The following is a 16,684-nucleotide window of genomic DNA, read 5'->3' as shown; positions in this document are numbered from 1 at the left end:
AAGTGCATGTGAGCCGGTATGGAAGCAATCCCCAGTGATACGCAGAGTAGCGCCGCTGCAGATGGCGGCTTCAACGTCCTGACGCCGGAGGCGTGGAAGGCGCTGCTGTCACCCTATTCCCACATCGTGCTGGTGGCAAACAGCGAAGCAGTCGATTTCGGACGGCTGCGAAGCGAATTGCCGGAGACGGCGCTCTACGTCTTCTTCAACAATGTTTATAAGGTGCTCGACGAACCCTTCGCCGGCCATGCGGTGCTGATTGCCCGCAGCGGTGTGATGGGCGCCAATATCGTCCACCGGCGCGAGGTGGTGGATGTCCTGCGTTTCTTTGCCGGCGACGATTTTCTGGGCGTCGTCAACATTCGCGTCTCGCCGGAGGAGAACTTCAGTGACGAGAGCGGCTTCAATGGCGCCAGAACCCGCCATCTCGATCTGACGCAAATGCTCGGCGATCTCTATCCGACCGACAAGATCGCGACGAGCGGCTTTGCGATGGCGCTTTGGCTCGCCGAGTTGCAACTGCCGGGCAAGATCCTGCTTGCCGGCTTCTCGGCCAAGAGAAGCGAGAAGTGGAAGGTCTTCGACGTGCACGACTGGACGTTCGAGCAGATCTTCCTGCGTCTCTTTGCCAGGATGGGCACGATCTCAATGATGGGCGGCGTGGACGTCAGCCCCTATGCGGCACTCGCCAAACGCTTCCCACAGGTGCCGCCGATCGAGATCGCGATGACCGCGGCTGAAGTTCTGTCGGAACGGCTCCACAATGCGAACGGCCAGATCGACAGGCTGATGTCCGTCACCAAATCGATCCGCGCCATCGAGGGTTTCTTCCGGCGCTTCAAGCCGAAAACCCGCAAGCAGCGTTTCCTCGAAAAGTCGAAGGAATGACTGTCGAAAGCCCTCCCCAAAGGCGAGGCTGTCAAGAAAGCTGCTCTTTCAGCTGACGGCGCGCGGATGGCTGCTCTCCATACTCCGTCAGGAGAAGGGAAACCCTCAAAGTCCCAGCGCCGTCAGCATGACGAAGGTGGCGAAGAGGATGAAGTGCGTCATGCCCTCGATGGCATTGGTCTCGCCATCGTTGAGGTTGATCGCGGCGGCAATCAGCGTGATTGTCACCATCACCGTCTGCACCGGGGTCATCGCCATGATGAAGGGCTGGCCGGTATAGAGCGCGATCGCCTCCATGACGGGCACGGTCAGGATGACCGTCGACAGCGAGGCGCCCATAGCGATGTTGACCGTCGCCTGCATGCGGTTCCTAAGTGCCGCCCTTAATGCGGTGAGGATCTCGGGCGCGGCCGAAATTGCCGCGACGACCACGGCGGTCACGGCGATCGGCGCGCCACTGTCGCGCAGGCCTTCGGTCATGAAGGCCGCCATGAACTCCGCCAGCAGGCCGATGATGACGACGCCGACCAGAATGGTGGCGATCGAGATCGCCGCCGACTCGTCGGGGCCATGCTCGTCCGGACTTTCCTTCTTCCGTTCGGACCGCGGGTAGCTGTAGCTGAAGAAATAGCTGTGCTGGCCAACCTGCATGCGCAGGAAGAGGCCGTAGAGCGCGATCATCGCGACGATGGTGAAGGCGGAATAATAGTGCCATTTGTCGCTGGGCACGAATTCCGGCACGATCATCGAGATGCCCATGGCGGTGAGGATCATCACGCCGTAGGTCTTGCCGGAATTGTCGTTATAGGGCTGTTCGCCGTGCTTGAGGCCGCCGAGCAGGGCGGCCAGGCCGAGAATGCCGTTGATATCGAGCATCAGGGCCGAATAAATCGTGTCGCGCACTAGCGTCGGCGAACTCTCGCCGCCCATCATGATGGCGAGGATGATGACTTCCACGGCGACGGCCGAGAGCGTCAGGATCATCGTGCCATAGGGATCGCCGACCTTGACGGCGAGCAGTTCGGCATGATGAGCAACGCGGATCGAGGCGAGCACGATGGTGCCGACCAGGGCGACGGCTGCGATCAGCGCGACGCCGCGCCCCATCCCGATCACTGCGTGTTCCAAGAGATAAGCGATCACTGCAACGGCAAGTGCGGCGACCAGAAACTTTTCCTCTTTAAAGCGTGACGCGATCCCCAAGCCCCAGCTCCTATTCCGATTCATGCGTTTAATCTAAGTCGCTGATTTCGCGTATCAAGCAAGCCTCGGTCGAGTGCCATTTGCAGTCTTCGGCGTTTAATGGAATACTGAACGTTATCGGGGCCGAAAAGCAGATCGCGGCGTCCTCGAATTCTCGTCAAGCGGCCGCGATGATCCGGATCCTGTCCGGAAGCGTGCGAATGCGCAACAAGAAGATGAGGAGACGGATGCATGATCAAGGTGGTCTACGAAGTCGTGCCGCATGACGGCGGCTGGGCCTACAGGCTGGGAGGCGTCTATTCCGAGGCATTCCCGACCCATGCCGAGGCGCTCGAAGCTGCGCGCATCGTCGCGGCCGAACAGCAGGTCGGCGGCGATTCCGCCGAGATCAGTTGGCAGGACGAGAACGGCAAATGGCATGAGGAATATGCCGAGGGCGGCGACCGGCCGGAAACCGAAGTGGTGGACGGCCTGTGGAAGGACCGTCCGGCCGAGGCCTCGCAAGGCATTTGAAGCTAAGCATCGCCCGTCAATGCCCGCACGACGATTGCATCGACGAATTCGCGCTTGTGCGCAGTGTAGCGGTCGCCGTCCATCCTGAATTCGGCTGCCAGCCTGCGTTTGAGCGCGGTATAAGCGGCCGCCGCTTGCGGATGCGCGATGAGATAATCCCGGAAAGCCAGCCTGTTTCGATGCGTGCCGTTGCCGGCCGGGCAAAGGTAGACCCGTTCCGCCGGCACTGAACCTTTCGATAGAAAAGCCCAGACCTCGTCGTCATAGCGGTTGCCGCGTGGCTCGTAGCCTTCTGCCAGGAGCACGCGTGTGGCGCCCTCGATGTGCCCGAGGCCGGGAAGAACGATGTCGATATCGATAAGCGGCTTGGCTGTCATGCCCGGTATGGACGTGCTGCCGATGTGATCGATGGAGAGCGCCTGCGGCAGCAAGGCCAGCAGCCTGTCGCGGATACGCTGGAAGGCTTGCGGCCATTGCGGATCGTGAGGCACGAGTTCAACCGGGCTGTTCGTTACCATTTCCATCCCGCTGGGGTGCTCGACGCGTTAAGGAGGCTCTGTCGCTTCCAAATTTGCGCATGATTCTTTCCGAAAATCGATTCTGATTTTCGCGGTTATGCGCTGGTCGAATATCGGTGATAGTCCTGAAGCCCCTTGACCAATACATCAAAGGTAGCACGGCAGCGCGGCGAAGACTTCAGGCTCTCATGCATCGCCACCCACGTGCCGAGCGGTATGCTGAAGGTATCAGGCAGGATGTGAACAAGGTCGGGATTTTCACGCGCGAGCCCTGTCTGGCAGACGCCGATGCCAACGCCTGCACGGATCGCCGAAAGTTGGGCGAGGTTGCTGTCGGAGCGGAAGGAGAACTCGATGCCAGGCACCGCATAACGTTTCATCACCATGCGGACATAGGCCGTCTGCCGGTCGAAGCCGATGAGCCGGTGGTTTGCGAGGTCAGCCAGGGTCTGCGGAATGCCGTATCGTTCGAGATAGCGGCGATGGGCGTGAAAGCCGAGCGGGATATCGCCGATGCGGCGCACGACGAGTGCGTCCTGCTGCGGTTCGGCCATACGCACGGCAATATCGGCCTCGCGGTTCACCAGGTCCTCGATCGTATCGGAAGCCGAGAGCTCGATTTGAAGTTCCGGATAAGTCTCCTGCAGCGGTCCGAGAATTCCAGGCAGTACTTCGACGGCGATGACCTCGCTGGCGCTGACCCTGACGGTTCCCGCCACGCGATCGCGCTGGCCGGATGCGGTGCGCAAAAGGGCGGCGGTGGTTGCCGCCAGCGTTTCGGCATAGGGCTTCAGCGCCAGTGCGGCGTCGGTCGGCAGCAGGCCGTTCGGTGAGCGGGTGAAGAGTTCGGCGCCGATCGCCAGTTCCAGGGCGTCGACATGACGGCCTATGGTCGGTTGAGTCAGCCCCAGTTCGCGGGCGGCGGCCGAAAGCGACCCCTGCTGAAGCACGGTCAGGAAACTGCGGTAGAAATCCCAGCTCGGTTCCGCGTTCATATATTTTTGTATAGCATATGCATTTATTTGGTCAATTTCGTTTATATCATTCTGATGGCATGATCCTCTCGATCCGATCGAAGGAGATGATTGTCATGAGCAGTGAAATGAAGACGACGGCCCTCATTCTCGGCGCGACAGGCGGTATCGGCGGCGCGGTTGCCCGTAAGCTGCTTGCGCGCGGCTGGCGCATCCGGGCGCTGAACCGTGACGCCGCCAAGGCGTCGAGCAGCGAGCCGGCTTTCGAATGGGTGCAGGGCGATGCGATGAATGCCGGTGACGTCCTGATGGCGGCTGAAGGCGTCGGCCTGATCGTCCATGCTGTCAATCCGCCCGGCTACCGTGACTGGGAAACGCTGGTGCTGCCGATGCTAGACAATACCATCGCCGCTGCTCGCGCCGTCGGCGCGCGCATCGTGCTGCCTGGCAACGTCTATAATTTTGGTCCTGATGCCCTGCCGGCGCCGACGGAAGAAAGCCCGCAGCATCCGGTGACGAAGAAGGGGGCGATCCGGGTCGAAATGGAGAAGCGGCTGAAGGCGGCGTCGCAGTCCGGCGTCGGCGTCATCATGGTCAGGGCGGGGGATTTCTTCGGCCCGGGCACGACGGCCAACAGCTGGTTTTCGTCCGGTCTCGTGACCCCAGGCAAGCCGGTCGGCACGATCAGGAACCCGGCACGGCGTGGTATCGGCCATCAATGGGCTTACCTGCCCGACATGGCAGAAACCATCGCCCAACTCGTCGAGCGGGCCGATCGGCTGCCGCTTTTCGCCGTCTATCACATGGAGGGCTTCTGGGATGCGGACGGCATGCAGATGGCCGAAGCGATCAAGCGCGTCGTCGGCGGTAAGGCGAAGATCGGCAACTTCCCCTGGTGGATCGTGCCGCTGGCGGCGCTCTTCGTTCCTGTGATGCGGGAGATCAAGGAAATGCGCTATCTCTGGAAGGTGCCGGTGCGGATGCGGAATACCAGGCTTACGGCCGAACTCGGCAAGGAACCGCAGACGCCGATCGACGAGGCGGTCAGGGCTTCGCTCGTGGCACTTGGCTGCCTGCCCGAACCGCACCGTCAAGCCGCGGCCGCCCTTATCGGGCACCCGTCGCAGAACGCGGGTTAGCTCTCGAGTTCGGCCAGCGCGATCCGGGCGACCGTCAGGGCTGTTTCTGCCTGCTGAATATTCGGATCGCCGAGGAACCAGGCGGCGGAAAGGCCGGAATAGGCGGCGATCCATTGCAGCAGCCGTTTCGGCTCGAGCCCAGCCTCCGCTGAGACGATGGCGAGCTGGCGGCGGAAACGGACGGGATCGGTGATGACAGGCAGTTCCTCGTTGGCGAAGATATTGGCGAAATCGAAGCCGCGTTCGCCATGGAGCCGCTTCGGATCGATTGCCAACCAGCCGCGTGCTTCGAAATCGAGGATATTGTCGTGGTGGATGTCGCCGTGGAGGATGGTGACATCACGCTGATCGGCAAGGAGGACGTTGGCGATCGCCGAGCAATCGGCAAGCGTGCCGCCATGCTTGCTTGCTGCTGGTTCCAGATCGCGGAACCAGCGGGTGAGGGGTATGGGATCGGGAAGCGGTTTTTCGCGCGGTGCATGCAGCCGTGCCGCCGTCCCGCAGAGGATGCGGCTTGCCTTGTCGTCCTCGCCGTTCATCGCCATGGCAAGCAGCGAGCGTTTTCCCGTCGCCCGTTCCAGCAGCACGGCGTCGCCCTCATGGGCGTAGACATAGGCTGCGCCGTCCCCGTCCCACCATTGCATCAATAGCGCGCCATATCGTTCGTCGATATTGGCCGTCACTTTCAGCATGGCTGGCCTGTCCTGCCAGAGGACCGGCAGCAGGCGGCTGGAATGTGTGATGATCGGTTCACCGTCTGATATCAGCGACCAGCGATCAAGATAGGGAGCAAACATGGCGGCACCCTACAAAAACGCGTCGAAGATGGAAATCCCGCCTTTCGGCGGGATTCGCGTTCGCGTGAAGGTCAGGCGACCTTTTCGAGGACGGGATAGTCGATATAGCCCTTGCTGGTGCCGCCGTAAAAGGTCGACTGGTCGGGCGTGTTGAGCGGCAGATTGTGTACCAGGCGCTCGACGAGATCGGGATTGGCGATGAAAGGCTTGCCGAAGGCGATGAGATCGGCGCGGCCGCTTTCGACGGCGTCGATCGCCAGATCGCGATCGTAGCCATTGTTGACCATCCAGTCGGCTTTGCCGCCGGCCTTTTCATAAGTCAGGCGCAGTGCCTTGTAATCGAAGGCGGGATTGTCGCCTTGCTTGTAGTCGCGGTCGCCGCCGGTCTGGCCTTCGACGACATGGATATAGGCGAGGTCGTATTTGGCCAGCCCTTCGACGACATTTGCGAAGGTCGCTTGCGGATTGGAATCGTAGCTTTCGCCGGACGGCGTCACCGGCGAGATGCGGATCGCCGTGCGGCCGGCGCCGATTTCCTTCACCACGGCATCGACGACTTCGAAAGTTAGACGGGTGCGGTTTTCGATCGAGCCGCCATATGCATCAGTACGGTCATTGACGCCGTCGCGGATGAACTGGTCGAGGAGATAGCCGTTGGCGCCGTGGATCTCGACACCGTCGAAGCCGGCGTCGATCGCCGCCCGGGCAGCCTTGCGGTAATCCTCGATGATGCCGGGGATTTCTGCGGTTTCGAGCGCGCGTGGTTCGGAGGTGTCGGCAAAGCTGCCGGTGCCGTGGGCATTGACCAGATAGGTTTTGGCCTTGGCGACGCGGTTGGTCGATGAAACCGGCCTGCCGTCGTTCGGCTGCAATGTCGTGTGCGAGATGCGGCCGACATGCCACATCTGGACGACGATCTTGCCGCCTGATGCATGGACTGCGTCGGTGACGCGCTTCCAGCCGTCGAGAGCCTCTTTGGTGTAGAGACCAGGCACGTTGGCATAACCCTGGCCCTGATGGGTGATCGCGGTTGCTTCCGTGATAATCAGGCCGGCGGTGGCGCGCTGGCGGTAGTATTCGACGTTGAGGTCGTTGGGGATCGCGCCCGGCGAGCGGTTGCGGGTGAGCGGCGCCATGACGACGCGGTTCTTGACTGATATGTCGCCGACTTTCGTGGGTTCGAAAAGCTTGGCCATGATGGTCCTTTCTTTTGCGGGGGGATCACTCGGCAGGGGCGAGGGCGGCCCGGCCCCTGGCGGAGAGATAGGTGAGTGCCGTGGCGCCGAGGCCGATCAGGGCCATCAACGCTGCGGCGAGCGGAACGCGGGTGAGATCGAAGCCGGCGTCGATGACCAAGCCGCCCACCCAAGCGCCGAGCGCATTGCCGGTGTTGAAGGCGCCGATGTTGATCGTCGAGACGAGATTCGGAGCATCTTTGCCGAAGCCGACGACGCCGACCTGAAGTGCCGGCACGGCGGCAAAGCTTGCCATCGCCCAGAGGAAGAGGGTGATTTCAGCCGGGATGAAGAAGCGGCTCGTATAGCTGAAGGCGATCGAGGTGATGGCGATCGCGGCGAAGACGCCGGCAAGCGTCGCGCCGAGCCGCCAGTCGGCAAGCTTGCCGCCGACGAGGTTGCCGATGGTCAGTCCGAGGCCGATCAGAAACAGCGTCCAGGTGACGCCTTCCGGCGAAACGCCGGTGACGTCGCGCAGCAACGGCGCGATATAGGTGAAGAGAGCGAACATAGAGGCGGCGAAGAAGACGGTGGTGGAGAGTGCCAGCCACAGGCCGCCATTCCTAAGGGCTGCGATCTCACGCAGGATGCTGCCGTTTTCTTGCTGCTTATCCCTGGGCAGGATGGCGATCAGGCCTGATATGGTGACGATACCGATGACGGTGACGACGCCGAAGGTGGCGCGCCAGCCATAGGCCTGGCCGATCGCAGTACCAAGCGGCACGCCGAGAACATTGGCGAGCGTCAGGCCGGTGAACATCAGCGCGACGGCGCGGGCCTTGCGATCCTCGGCGACGAGGCCGGCGGCAACCACCGAGCCGATGCCGAAGAAGGCGCCATGGCAGAGTGCCGTAACGACTCGCGCGATCATCAGCACCCAGTAGTCGCTCGCCAGAGCGCAAAGCAGGTTGCCGGCGATGAAGAATGCCATCAGCGCAATCAGGGCAGTGCGGCGCTTCAGCTTCGCGGTCAAAACGGCCATCACGGGGGCGCCAATCGCGACCGCCAAGGCATAACCGGTGACCAGCCATCCGGCCTGCGGGATGCTGACCGAGAGATCGGCAGCCACCTCCGGCAACAGACCCATGATGACGAATTCGGTGGTGCCTATCGCAAACGAGCTCAAGGCGAGAACGAGGAGGGCGAGGGGCATTCTAAAGATCCTGCGTCAGTTGCTTGAGGAAGGCGGAGATCGTTTCTTCGTTGCGCTTATAAAAGATCCACTGGCCGACGCGTTTGGTGGTGACGAGGTCGGCGCGATGCAGCGTGCCGAGATGGGCCGAGACCGTCGACTGCGACAGGCCGCAGCGCTCGCACTGGCTGGCGCAGACGCCCATTTCGAAAGGATGCTCCTGCGAGGGGAAATGTTCCTCGGGGTTTTTCAGCCAGCTCAGAATGTCCATCCGGGTAGGATGGGCGAGGGCCTTGATAATTTCGTCTTTGTCCATCGTCATTCGCCGAACCATAAATCGTGTTTAACCGATATATCGATCGTCGGACTTCGATATGCAAATCACGGAGGCGTGAGGCCGTGGTGTTTAGTGGGTGCTCAAATTTTGGGCAAAAAAGAGGGCCACCGGAAAACCAGGGCCCTTATAATTGTGAAGGTCAAAAACCTCCAGAGGGGAACAGCTAATGCGGTGGTACTGGGAGAGAAACCACAAGATGCATCAGCTGAGAGAGATATGGTGCTTCCTTGAGCAGGTTTCAATGCTTTTTTGTGCATGTCTGCTATGCGCCGCACAATTTTTTTGCGGTGCGGCATTTATCGAGGAAGCAAGGGCAAAAAAAGAGGGCCACTGGAAAACCAGGGCCCTTATAAGTGTGAAGGTCAAAAACCTCCAGAGGGGAACAGCTAATGCGGTGGAACTGGGAGGAAAAGCCACCATGTGCATCAGCTATGTGCGATATGGTGGTTTATTGGGCAAACGGCAACCCTCATTTGTGCATGCCAGTCATGCACGTTCTGCATAGTCGGCAATTCATCAATAAAACCGGGCTTAAAAGTTCCAGTTTCTAGCCTTGCTGACGATAAAATCGCGGAAAGCCTTCAGCTTGGCGGCGTTCTTGATCTCGTCGGGATAGCAGAAATAAGTGTCGAAGGAGGGGACGTCGGCATTGATCGCCAGCTGGATCAGGCCCGGGTCGCGGCCGACGATGTAATCCGGCAGGCAGGCGACGCCGATTCCAAGCAGGGCGGCGCGCTTGATCGAGGTCTGGCTGTTGATCTGCAGATGCGGAATACGCTTGTTGTCGGAGGAGCGGCCGGCGACTTCCAGCCAGTTGACGTCGAGCAGGTAACTCGGCGCCGGCTCACCGAAGGTGATGATTCGGTGATTGTCGAGATCCTCGACCTTTTGCGGCTCGCCGTGGCGGTTGATGTAGGAGGGGGCCGCATAGACGTGCATGTGCACGGTGAAGAGCTTGCGCTGGATGAGGTCGGATTGCTGCGGTTGGCGCAGGCGGATCGCGCAGTCGGCATGACGCATGTTCACATCCACTTCCTCATTGTCGAGGATCAGCTGGATCTGCACATCGGGATAGAGCTGCAGGAATTCCTGGATCTTGTCCGTCAGCCAGCCCTGGCCGAGGCCGACCGTCGTCGTGACGCGCAGCTTGCCGGATGGCGTCTCGGTCGTTTCGGTGAGCTGCATCTTCACGGTTTCGAGCTTCAGCAGCACGTCATGGGCGGTGCGGTAAAGCAGCTCGCCCTGTTCCGTCAGAATCAGTCCACGCGCATGGCGATGAAACAGCTTGGTGCCGACATCCTGCTCCAGCGCGCTGACCTGGCGGCTGATGGCGGACTGGGACAGATGCAGTTTATCCGCCGCATGCGTGAACGAACCCGCCTCGGCAGCTGCGTGAAAAATACGCAGCTTGTCCCAATCCAATGGCATTCCCCCACCCCTCATGCCGATCTTACTCCGCGGCCACGGCGACGGGCATGTGGCCCGTCAGATATCGCTCGACTTCAAGTGCAGCCATGCAACCCAAGCCGGCGGCAGTAATCGCCTGGCGGAATGTATCATCGGTCACGTCGCCCGCGGCATAGACCCCGTCCAGGCTGGTCGCGGTCGAATCCGGCGCGGTCCAGAGATAGCCATTGTCCTTCAGCTTCAGCTTGTCCTTGAAGAGCTCGGTTGCCGGCGCATGGCCGATCGCGACGAAGACGCCATCGATCACCATGTCGGTGATCGTGCCGGTTCTGACGTCACGCAGGCGCGCGCCGGATACGGATTGCGGCATCGGCGGCTTGGCCGGTGTGCCTGTTATTTCGGCCACTTCGGTATTCCACAGCACCTTGACATTGTCCTTGGAGAACAGGCGTTCCTGCAGGATCTTCTCGGCTCGGAAGAAGTCGCGCCGGTGCACGACCGTGACCGACTTGGCAATGTTGGAGAGATAGAGCGCCTCCTCGACGGCGCTGTTGCCGCCGCCAACCACGATCACATCCTTGTTGCGATAGAAGAAACCGTCGCAAGTGGCGCAGGCCGAAACGCCGAAGCCCTGGAAATGCTGCTCGCTCTCGATGCCGAGCCACTTGGCCTTGGCGCCGGTGGCAATGATCAGCGTATCGGCGGTCCAGACCTGGCCGCTGTCGGTGCGGGCGACGAACGGACGCTGATTCATATCGACTTCGGTCACGAGGTCGTTGACGATCTCGGCGCCGACATGTTTTGCCTGCTGCAGCATCTGTTCCATCAGCCAGGGACCCTGGATCGGATCGGCAAAGCCCGGATAGTTTTCGACATCGGTGGTGATCATCAGCTGGCCGCCCTGTTCGAGACCGGCGATCAAAACCGGTTTCAGCATGGCGCGCGCGGCATAGACCGCGGCAGTATAGCCTGCGGGTCCGGAACCGATGATGAGCACCTTGGTATGGCGGGCAGGCATGTCATTTCCTTTCGACTGGCAGGAGGGCGGCGGCTAAGTCGCGATTGCGGCCGTTTCGCGGTCCATGGGCCATTTATGAACGTCCAATGCTTTTATTCAAGGGCAGCCTTGCGTTACCAACAAGGCAAATTGCCCGGATATGCAAGAATCCGTCATCGGCGCGAAACTTTCTTGCGTATTCCGCGGCTTTATATAGAAGCTCCCCGCGGAGAATTAAAGAAAGGCAATGATGTGGGGCGTGCGGAACTCGACGTCATCGATATAAAGATCCTCCGGGAACTGCAGGCCGATGGCCGCATGACCAATGTGGAGCTCGCCGATCGCGTCGGCATCTCGGCGCCGCCTTGCCTGCGCCGGGTGCGCAAGCTCGAGGAAGCCGGCATCATCGAGGGCTACCACGCGATGCTGAACAGCCCGAAGCTCGGCTTCGACCTCGTCGCTTTCTGCATGGTCGGCCTCAAGCACCAGTCGGAAGGCAATCTCAAGGCCTTCGCCGCTGCCACCGCCGAGTGGCCGCTGGTGCGCCAGGCCTGGATGGTCTCGGGCGACAGCGATTTCCTGCTGCATTGCGTGGCGGAGAACCTCACCCGTTTTCAGGATTTCGTCATCGAGGTGCTGACGGCGAACGAACATGTCGATACCGTGCGCACCATGCTGACGATCCGGCAGGTGAAGAAGCTGGGACTGGTGGAAGTCTAAAGCCACTCGGCAGATAGACCGTCATCACCGATCACTTGCGCGAGATATAGCCGCCCCGGTTGATGCCGTGGCGCTGAAGTTTGTCATAAAACGTCTTTCGCGGAATGCCGAGCGCCTCGATGGTGCGGCGCACGTCGCCGTCATTGGCTGACAGCGTGTCGCGGATGATCTCCGCCTCGTAGCGTTCCAGCCGTTCGGGGAGCGTCGCAGCCGTCGGCTGAGGAGGGACCGCTGCCGCTCCGCCGCCTTCCACGCCAAGCACGACGCGTTCGGCATAATGCGAGAGTTCGCGGACATTGCCCGGCCATGTGTGCGAGGCGAGATGTCGTCGCACATCAGGTGAAAGCGGCGGGACATCACGGCGGAAGCGCTCCGCGGCACGAGCGGTGAAGTGGGAGAACAGTAGCGGGATATCATCGCGGCGTTCTCTGAGCGGCGGAATGGAGATCGTCACGACATTCAGCCTGTAATAGAGATCCTCGCGAAAATCGCCGCGAACCGAGGGATCCCCGAGGTCGATCTTGGCAGCTGCGACGACGCGAAGATCGACCGGGCGCACCTCATTGGTGCCGAGCGGCGTGATTTCGCGCATTTCCAGCACCCGCAGCATCTTGACCTGCGTGGCGGCCGGCATGCTCTCGATTTCGTCGAGGAACAGCGTGCCGCCGCTTGCATGTTCGATGCGGCCCGTGCGGCGCTTCTGAGCGCCGGTAAATGCGCCGGCCTCGTGGCCAAACAGCTCACTTTCGATGACGGTTTCGGGCAGGGCGCCACAGTTCAGCGCCACGAAATTGCCCTTCCGACGGTGGCTCCATTGATGCAGGATCTGGGCAACCACTTCCTTGCCGCTGCCGGTTTCGCCGGCGACGAGCACATCCACATCTGTATCGGCGATGTGGCGAAGAATGTTTCTGAGGTTTTCCATGACAGGCGTCTGGCCGATCAGCGGCAAATTCTCCTGCGCATCTTCGGCTGCTTTCCGCAGCATGCGGTTTTCCAGAACAAGCCGCCGCTTCTCGCTTGCGCGACGCACGCTCTGCACGAGCCGATCGGCTGCGAAGGGCTTGGCGATGAAATCATAGGCGCCGTCCTGGATCGCCTGAACGGCCATGGGAATATCGCCGTGGCCGGTCATCAGGATCACCGGCAGGTCGACATCCATGCCTTGCAGCGTGGCGAAGAGCTGCAGTCCGTCGATCTCGGGCATGCGGATATCGGTGACGACGGGGCCGGCAAAGCCCGCCGGCAGGTCCGCCAGCGCGGCTTTTGCACCGTCATAGGCGGAAACGGAGAATCCGGCGAGTTCGAGCGTCTGCGCGGTGGCACGGCGCAGATCCTTGTCGTCGTCGATCAGCGCAACGGGCATCAGTGTGTCCATGATCTCAAGCCTTCCTCAGCTGAACGATGAACCGGGTACCGTCGCTGTCGCTTGCAACCTCCATCCGGCCACCATAGTCGCCGACGATATCCTTGGAGATGACGAGGCCAAGGCCGAGACCGCTTTCCTTCGAGGTGTTGAACGGCGTGAACAAGCCTTTGCGAATATCCGGCGGAATGCCGGGGCCGTTGTCGGCGACCGTCACCGTTACCATCCCTGCATCGGTTGATGTTCTGATCTCGACGCGACCTTCTCCGGCCTTCGGTGCCACCGCCTCCAGGGCGTTCTGAAGCAGGTTGATGAGCACCTGCTCGAGACGAATCCGGTTTCCCATCACCTGCAGTTCGTCGGGCGGCAGGTCGATGTCGAGCGTATCCATCCGCCCGGCAAACCTGCTTCGCAACAGCATCACCGCCCCCTCGATGACGTCTTTCAGTCCGGTTGGTTCGGCGCTGCCGCGGCCTTTGCGGGCAATGGTCTTCAGCTCCTCGGTGATCGAACCTATGCGCTCCGTCAGCGCCGCGATGCTTTCGAGATTTTCGCCGGCAGGCGCCGTCTGGCCGCGATCGAGGAAGGTGCGGGCATTATCCGCATAGGCACGGATGGTCGCCACCGGCTGGTTGATCTCATGGGCAACGCCGGCGGCCACCTGACCCAGGATGGCCAACCGGTTGGCCTGCACCAGATCCTGTTGCACGGCTTGCAGCTTCTGCTCCGTGCTCTTGTGGCCGATGATTTCAGCCTGCAGCCGGTCCCGCGCCTGGCTGAGATCCAGCGTCCGCTCGACTACCCGCCGTTCCAGTTCCTCCCGCGCCTGCTGTTCACGAGAGATCCGCAGGGCGATCGTATGGCGGCGGCGCAACAGGAAGGCTGCTCCGGCCAGCAGTGGCAAGAGTATGAGCAATGCCAGCATGCGGGCTTCGCGAATCCCCGCATCGACGGACGGCCCCAGCGCCACCAGATGCTGCAAATGCCATCCGGTCGCCGGCACCGACGTTGCGACATCGAGAAACCTGGTTTTCCCGGCATCGCCGGGCATGACGATCTCGACGACATCGAGCCCGTCGCCGAGGTTTCGGACCATGTCGAGGGGCAGGGGTTGAAGTGGCGCATCGCCGAATTGAAGGCTTTCGCGGATCGCCGTCAGCCGGTCCTCGGCGATCCGGCCGATCGTCATGAACCGCCATGATGGAAGACTGGTGATGAGGACAATGCCGCGCTCGTCAACGACGTAGGACGGGGTGCCCGAGGCGTTCCAATCCGCCTCGACGTCGTCGAATTCGACCTTGACCACAACGACACCCAACAAGCCATTGCTGCCCGAAATCCGCTGGGAGATATAGAGACCCGGTTTCTTGCTGACCGTGCCGAGCGCGAAGTGCTCGGCCTGCCCTCGTTCGACCGCTCCCTGAAAATACTCCCGGAAGCGGTAGTCATTGCCGACGAAGCTCGTCGGCTCGCGCCAGTTGCTGGCCGAAACCGCCATGCCGTCCTTGTCGATGACATAGATGACGGCGGCCCTGGTGCCCGCTGCCAGCATTTCCAGCTTCTGACTGAGCCGGTCGAACGTGCCGACATCGCTGCCCGCCAGCGCCGCGGCGATTGCGGTATCTTGCGACAGCACGAAGGGAAGCGCCCGGTATTTTTCAAGAACCGTGCGCAGCAACGCCGCATTCAGCCTCGCATCCGTGCGGGCCTGTTCCTCGAGGGCAGCCTCCGCCCGGTGCCGGCCGATCTCGCCGCTGGCCCACAGGCTTGCGACGACAGCGACGAGGGCGAGCACGGCATAGGCCCACCACATCCGGCGGATGCGATGTTGCACGGGTAGGGAAGGCCACAATTTCTGCGACACGGACATGGCGGATTTGTGCATTTTTCTGCACGAAACGCAAATGGATTTGTGCGGATTTCCGCATTGCTTAATTAGCCCATCAGCAGTCCCGTAAATTTTTCCTTAATAAATTCAATCTGTTGAAGGGGCGGCTTAAAACTGGCACGCCGATTGCGAAGGAGGTGGCAACAACGGCTGAGCTGTTGGACTTGAAGCGAACGGCTCGGGAGGCCGGAGTTTGTTCCGGACGAGCCATTAGGAGGACATCATGATCGCAGCACCACTCGATGCAGTCGCAGGCAGCAAGGGCAAGAAGCCCTTTTATAGCCATCTCTACGTTCAGGTTCTCGCGGCTATCGCTGCGGGTATCCTTCTCGGCCATTTCTATCCCGAATTCGGCACCCAGCTGAAGCCGCTCGGCGATGCCTTCATCAAGCTCGTCAAGATGATCATCGCACCGGTGATCTTTCTGACGGTTGCGACCGGCATTGCCGGCATGAGCGACCTGCAGAAGGTCGGTCGCGTCGCCGGCAAGGCGATGCTCTACTTCCTGACCTTCTCGACGGCGGCGCTCGTCATCGGCATGATCGTCGCCAATGTCGTCCAGCCCGGCGCCGGCATGAATATCGATCCGGCCTCGCTGGACCCGGCCGCCGTCGCCAGCTACGCCGCAAAGGCGCATGAGCAGAGCATCGTCGGTTTCCTGACCAACATCATCCCGACGACGATCGTCGGCGCCTTTGCCGATGGCGACATTCTACAGGTGCTGTTCTTCTCGGTGCTCTTCGGCATTGCGCTCGCCATGGTCGGCGAAAAGAGCGAACCGGTCGTCAACTTCCTCAATGCCTTGACGGCGCCCGTGTTCAAGCTCGTCGCCATCCTGATGAAGGCTGCCCCCATCGGCGCCTTCGGCGCCATGGCATTCACCATCGGCAAGTACGGCGTCGGATCGATCGCCAACCTTGCCATGCTGATCGGCACCTTCTACGTCACCTCGCTGCTCTTCGTCCTCGTCGTTCTCGGCGCTGTTGCCCGCTACAACGGCTTCTCGATCGTGGCGCTGCTGCGCTACATCAAGGAAGAACTGTTGCTGGTCCTCGGCACCTCGTCTTCGGAGGCAGCGCTTCCGGGACTGATGAACAAGATGGAAAAGGCCGGTTGCAAGCGCTCGGTCGTCGGCCTCGTCATCCCCACAGGCTATTCCTTCAATCTTGACGGCACCAACATCTACATGACGCTGGCTGCCTTGTTCATTGCTCAGGCAACCGGCATCCATCTCTCCTGGGGTGATCAGATCCTGCTGCTGCTGGTGGCGATGCTGAGCTCGAAGGGTGCCGCAGGCATCACCGGTGCCGGCTTCATCACGCTTGCCGCAACGCTCTCCGTCGTCCCATCCGTGCCGGTCGCCGGCATGGCGCTCATCCTCGGCATCGACCGCTTCATGTCGGAATGCCGGGCGCTGACCAACCTCGTCGGCAATGCCGTGGCGACGATCGTCGTGGCACGTTGGGAAAACGAGCTGGATACGGCGCAGCTTGCTGCGGCACTGGGCGGCCAGACCGGAGAGGATACTTCGGCTGCCGGGCTGCAGCCGGCCGAATAGTCAGCCGCTATC

16 protein-coding genes are annotated in these 16,684 nt (G+C 61.2%); 5 read left to right on the top strand and 11 right to left on the bottom strand.

The window, feature by feature from the left end; all coding sequences use genetic code 11:
* Window positions 1-18 precede the first annotated feature (18 nt).
* The gene (locus tag ELH03_RS14995) at window positions 19-888 is read left to right on the top strand and encodes a 3-deoxy-manno-octulosonate cytidylyltransferase (RefSeq protein ID WP_128402793.1); all 870 of its coding nucleotides are present in this window, start codon (window positions 19-21) and stop codon (window positions 886-888) included.
* A gap of 105 nt (window positions 889-993) precedes the next feature.
* Here ELH03_RS14995 and ELH03_RS14990 read toward each other — a convergent pair whose 3' ends face one another.
* Window positions 994-2,091 (bottom strand): calcium:cation antiporter, encoded by a 1,098-nt coding sequence (locus ELH03_RS14990; protein ID WP_128402792.1) that lies wholly within the window; start codon window positions 2,089-2,091, stop codon window positions 994-996.
* A 231-nt stretch (window positions 2,092-2,322) separates the two neighbouring features.
* Here ELH03_RS14990 and ELH03_RS14985 point away from each other — a divergent pair, with 231 nt between their 5' ends.
* Entirely contained in the window at window positions 2,323-2,604 is a 282-nt protein-coding gene (locus tag ELH03_RS14985) for a DUF2188 domain-containing protein (RefSeq protein ID WP_027683609.1), read from the top strand.
* 2 nt (window positions 2,605-2,606) lie between these two features.
* Here ELH03_RS14985 and ELH03_RS14980 read toward each other — a convergent pair whose 3' ends face one another.
* Both ELH03_RS14980 and ELH03_RS14975 read right to left on the bottom strand, forming a co-directional pair.
* Complete coding sequence (locus ELH03_RS14980) at window positions 2,607-3,122, bottom strand: GrpB family protein (protein ID WP_128402791.1); 516 nt, start codon at window positions 3,120-3,122, stop codon at window positions 2,607-2,609.
* 95 nt (window positions 3,123-3,217) lie between these two features.
* Entirely contained in the window at window positions 3,218-4,117 is a 900-nt protein-coding gene (locus ELH03_RS14975) for a LysR family transcriptional regulator (RefSeq protein WP_128402790.1), read from the bottom strand.
* A gap of 95 nt (window positions 4,118-4,212) precedes the next feature.
* On the opposite strand from ELH03_RS14975, the gene ELH03_RS14970 reads away from it, so the two are divergent.
* On the top strand, window positions 4,213-5,235 hold the full coding sequence (locus tag ELH03_RS14970) for an NAD(P)H-binding protein (protein WP_128402789.1): 1,023 nt from the start codon (window positions 4,213-4,215) through the stop codon (window positions 5,233-5,235).
* On the opposite strand, the gene ELH03_RS14965 is transcribed toward ELH03_RS14970, so the two are convergent.
* From ELH03_RS14965 to trxB, 6 genes are all read right to left on the bottom strand, one after another.
* Entirely contained in the window at window positions 5,232-6,032 is an 801-nt protein-coding gene (locus tag ELH03_RS14965) for an aminoglycoside phosphotransferase family protein (protein WP_128402788.1), read from the bottom strand. The two genes, ELH03_RS14970 and ELH03_RS14965, sit on opposite strands and share 4 nt — an antisense overlap.
* Before the next feature lie 71 nt (window positions 6,033-6,103).
* Window positions 6,104-7,228: an alkene reductase gene (locus ELH03_RS14960; RefSeq protein WP_130766468.1), complete on the bottom strand. Its 1,125-nt coding sequence runs from the start codon at window positions 7,226-7,228 to the stop codon at window positions 6,104-6,106.
* Between the two features lie 25 nt (window positions 7,229-7,253).
* Window positions 7,254-8,420, bottom strand: coding sequence for an MFS transporter (locus ELH03_RS14955; RefSeq protein WP_128402786.1), 1,167 nt, complete (start codon window positions 8,418-8,420; stop codon window positions 7,254-7,256).
* A 1-nt stretch (window position 8,421) separates the two neighbouring features.
* Complete coding sequence (locus ELH03_RS14950) at window positions 8,422-8,715, bottom strand: ArsR/SmtB family transcription factor (RefSeq protein ID WP_130806791.1); 294 nt, start codon at window positions 8,713-8,715, stop codon at window positions 8,422-8,424.
* A gap of 552 nt (window positions 8,716-9,267) precedes the next feature.
* Window positions 9,268-10,164 carry a LysR family transcriptional regulator VtlR gene (locus tag ELH03_RS14945; RefSeq protein WP_018446649.1) on the bottom strand — a complete coding sequence of 299 codons (897 nt, stop codon included), beginning with the start codon at window positions 10,162-10,164 and terminating at the stop codon, window positions 9,268-9,270.
* A 22-nt stretch (window positions 10,165-10,186) separates the two neighbouring features.
* Window positions 10,187-11,161, bottom strand: a complete 975-nt coding sequence (gene trxB / locus ELH03_RS14940; protein WP_128402784.1) for a thioredoxin-disulfide reductase — start codon at window positions 11,159-11,161, stop codon at window positions 10,187-10,189.
* A gap of 231 nt (window positions 11,162-11,392) precedes the next feature.
* On the opposite strand from trxB, the gene ELH03_RS14935 reads away from it, so the two are divergent.
* Window positions 11,393-11,860, top strand: a complete 468-nt coding sequence (locus ELH03_RS14935) for an Lrp/AsnC family transcriptional regulator (RefSeq protein WP_003541645.1) — start codon at window positions 11,393-11,395, stop codon at window positions 11,858-11,860.
* A 31-nt stretch (window positions 11,861-11,891) separates the two neighbouring features.
* Here ELH03_RS14935 and ELH03_RS14930 read toward each other — a convergent pair whose 3' ends face one another.
* Window positions 11,892-13,238, bottom strand: a complete 1,347-nt coding sequence (locus tag ELH03_RS14930; protein WP_130766467.1) for a sigma-54-dependent transcriptional regulator — start codon at window positions 13,236-13,238, stop codon at window positions 11,892-11,894.
* A 4-nt stretch (window positions 13,239-13,242) separates the two neighbouring features.
* Entirely contained in the window at window positions 13,243-15,111 is a 1,869-nt protein-coding gene (locus ELH03_RS14925) for a sensor histidine kinase (RefSeq protein ID WP_130766466.1), read from the bottom strand.
* Between the two features lie 226 nt (window positions 15,112-15,337).
* Between ELH03_RS14925 and ELH03_RS14920 the strand changes: the two genes are divergently transcribed.
* Window positions 15,338-16,672, top strand: coding sequence for a dicarboxylate/amino acid:cation symporter (locus ELH03_RS14920; protein ID WP_128405534.1), 1,335 nt, complete (start codon window positions 15,338-15,340; stop codon window positions 16,670-16,672).
* Window positions 16,673-16,684: the final 12 nt, after the last annotated feature.

The sequence above is a fragment of the Rhizobium beringeri genome (assembly GCF_004306515.1).
GTDB classification, from domain to species: Bacteria; Pseudomonadota; Alphaproteobacteria; order Rhizobiales; family Rhizobiaceae; genus Rhizobium; species Rhizobium beringeri.
This window is presented reverse-complemented; position numbering and strand designations above follow the sequence as displayed.

What these genes read in the sequence shown, in the direction of transcription:
- ELH03_RS14960 (WP_130766468.1), bottom strand. Translation starts at nt 7,228, where the DNA reads ATGGCCAAGCTTTTCGAACCCACGAAAGTCGGCGACATATCAGTCAAG.
- ELH03_RS14995 (WP_128402793.1), top strand. Translation starts at nt 19, where the DNA reads ATGGAAGCAATCCCCAGTGATACGCAGAGTAGCGCCGCTGCAGATGGC.
- ELH03_RS14930 (WP_130766467.1), bottom strand. Translation starts at nt 13,238, where the DNA reads ATGGACACACTGATGCCCGTTGCGCTGATCGACGACGACAAGGATCTG.
- ELH03_RS14970 (WP_128402789.1), top strand. Translation starts at nt 4,213, where the DNA reads ATGAGCAGTGAAATGAAGACGACGGCCCTCATTCTCGGCGCGACAGGC.
- trxB (WP_128402784.1), bottom strand. Translation starts at nt 11,161, where the DNA reads ATGCCTGCCCGCCATACCAAGGTGCTCATCATCGGTTCCGGACCCGCA.
- ELH03_RS14945 (WP_018446649.1), bottom strand. Translation starts at nt 10,164, where the DNA reads ATGCCATTGGATTGGGACAAGCTGCGTATTTTTCACGCAGCTGCCGAG.
- ELH03_RS14980 (WP_128402791.1), bottom strand. Translation starts at nt 3,122, where the DNA reads ATGGTAACGAACAGCCCGGTTGAACTCGTGCCTCACGATCCGCAATGG.
- ELH03_RS14920 (WP_128405534.1), top strand. Translation starts at nt 15,338, where the DNA reads ATGATCGCAGCACCACTCGATGCAGTCGCAGGCAGCAAGGGCAAGAAG.
- ELH03_RS14965 (WP_128402788.1), bottom strand. Translation starts at nt 6,032, where the DNA reads ATGTTTGCTCCCTATCTTGATCGCTGGTCGCTGATATCAGACGGTGAA.
- ELH03_RS14925 (WP_130766466.1), bottom strand. Translation starts at nt 15,111, where the DNA reads ATGCACAAATCCGCCATGTCCGTGTCGCAGAAATTGTGGCCTTCCCTA.
- ELH03_RS14950 (WP_130806791.1), bottom strand. Translation starts at nt 8,715, where the DNA reads ATGGACAAAGACGAAATTATCAAGGCCCTCGCCCATCCTACCCGGATG.
- ELH03_RS14985 (WP_027683609.1), top strand. Translation starts at nt 2,323, where the DNA reads ATGATCAAGGTGGTCTACGAAGTCGTGCCGCATGACGGCGGCTGGGCC.
- ELH03_RS14955 (WP_128402786.1), bottom strand. Translation starts at nt 8,420, where the DNA reads ATGCCCCTCGCCCTCCTCGTTCTCGCCTTGAGCTCGTTTGCGATAGGC.
- ELH03_RS14975 (WP_128402790.1), bottom strand. Translation starts at nt 4,117, where the DNA reads ATGAACGCGGAACCGAGCTGGGATTTCTACCGCAGTTTCCTGACCGTG.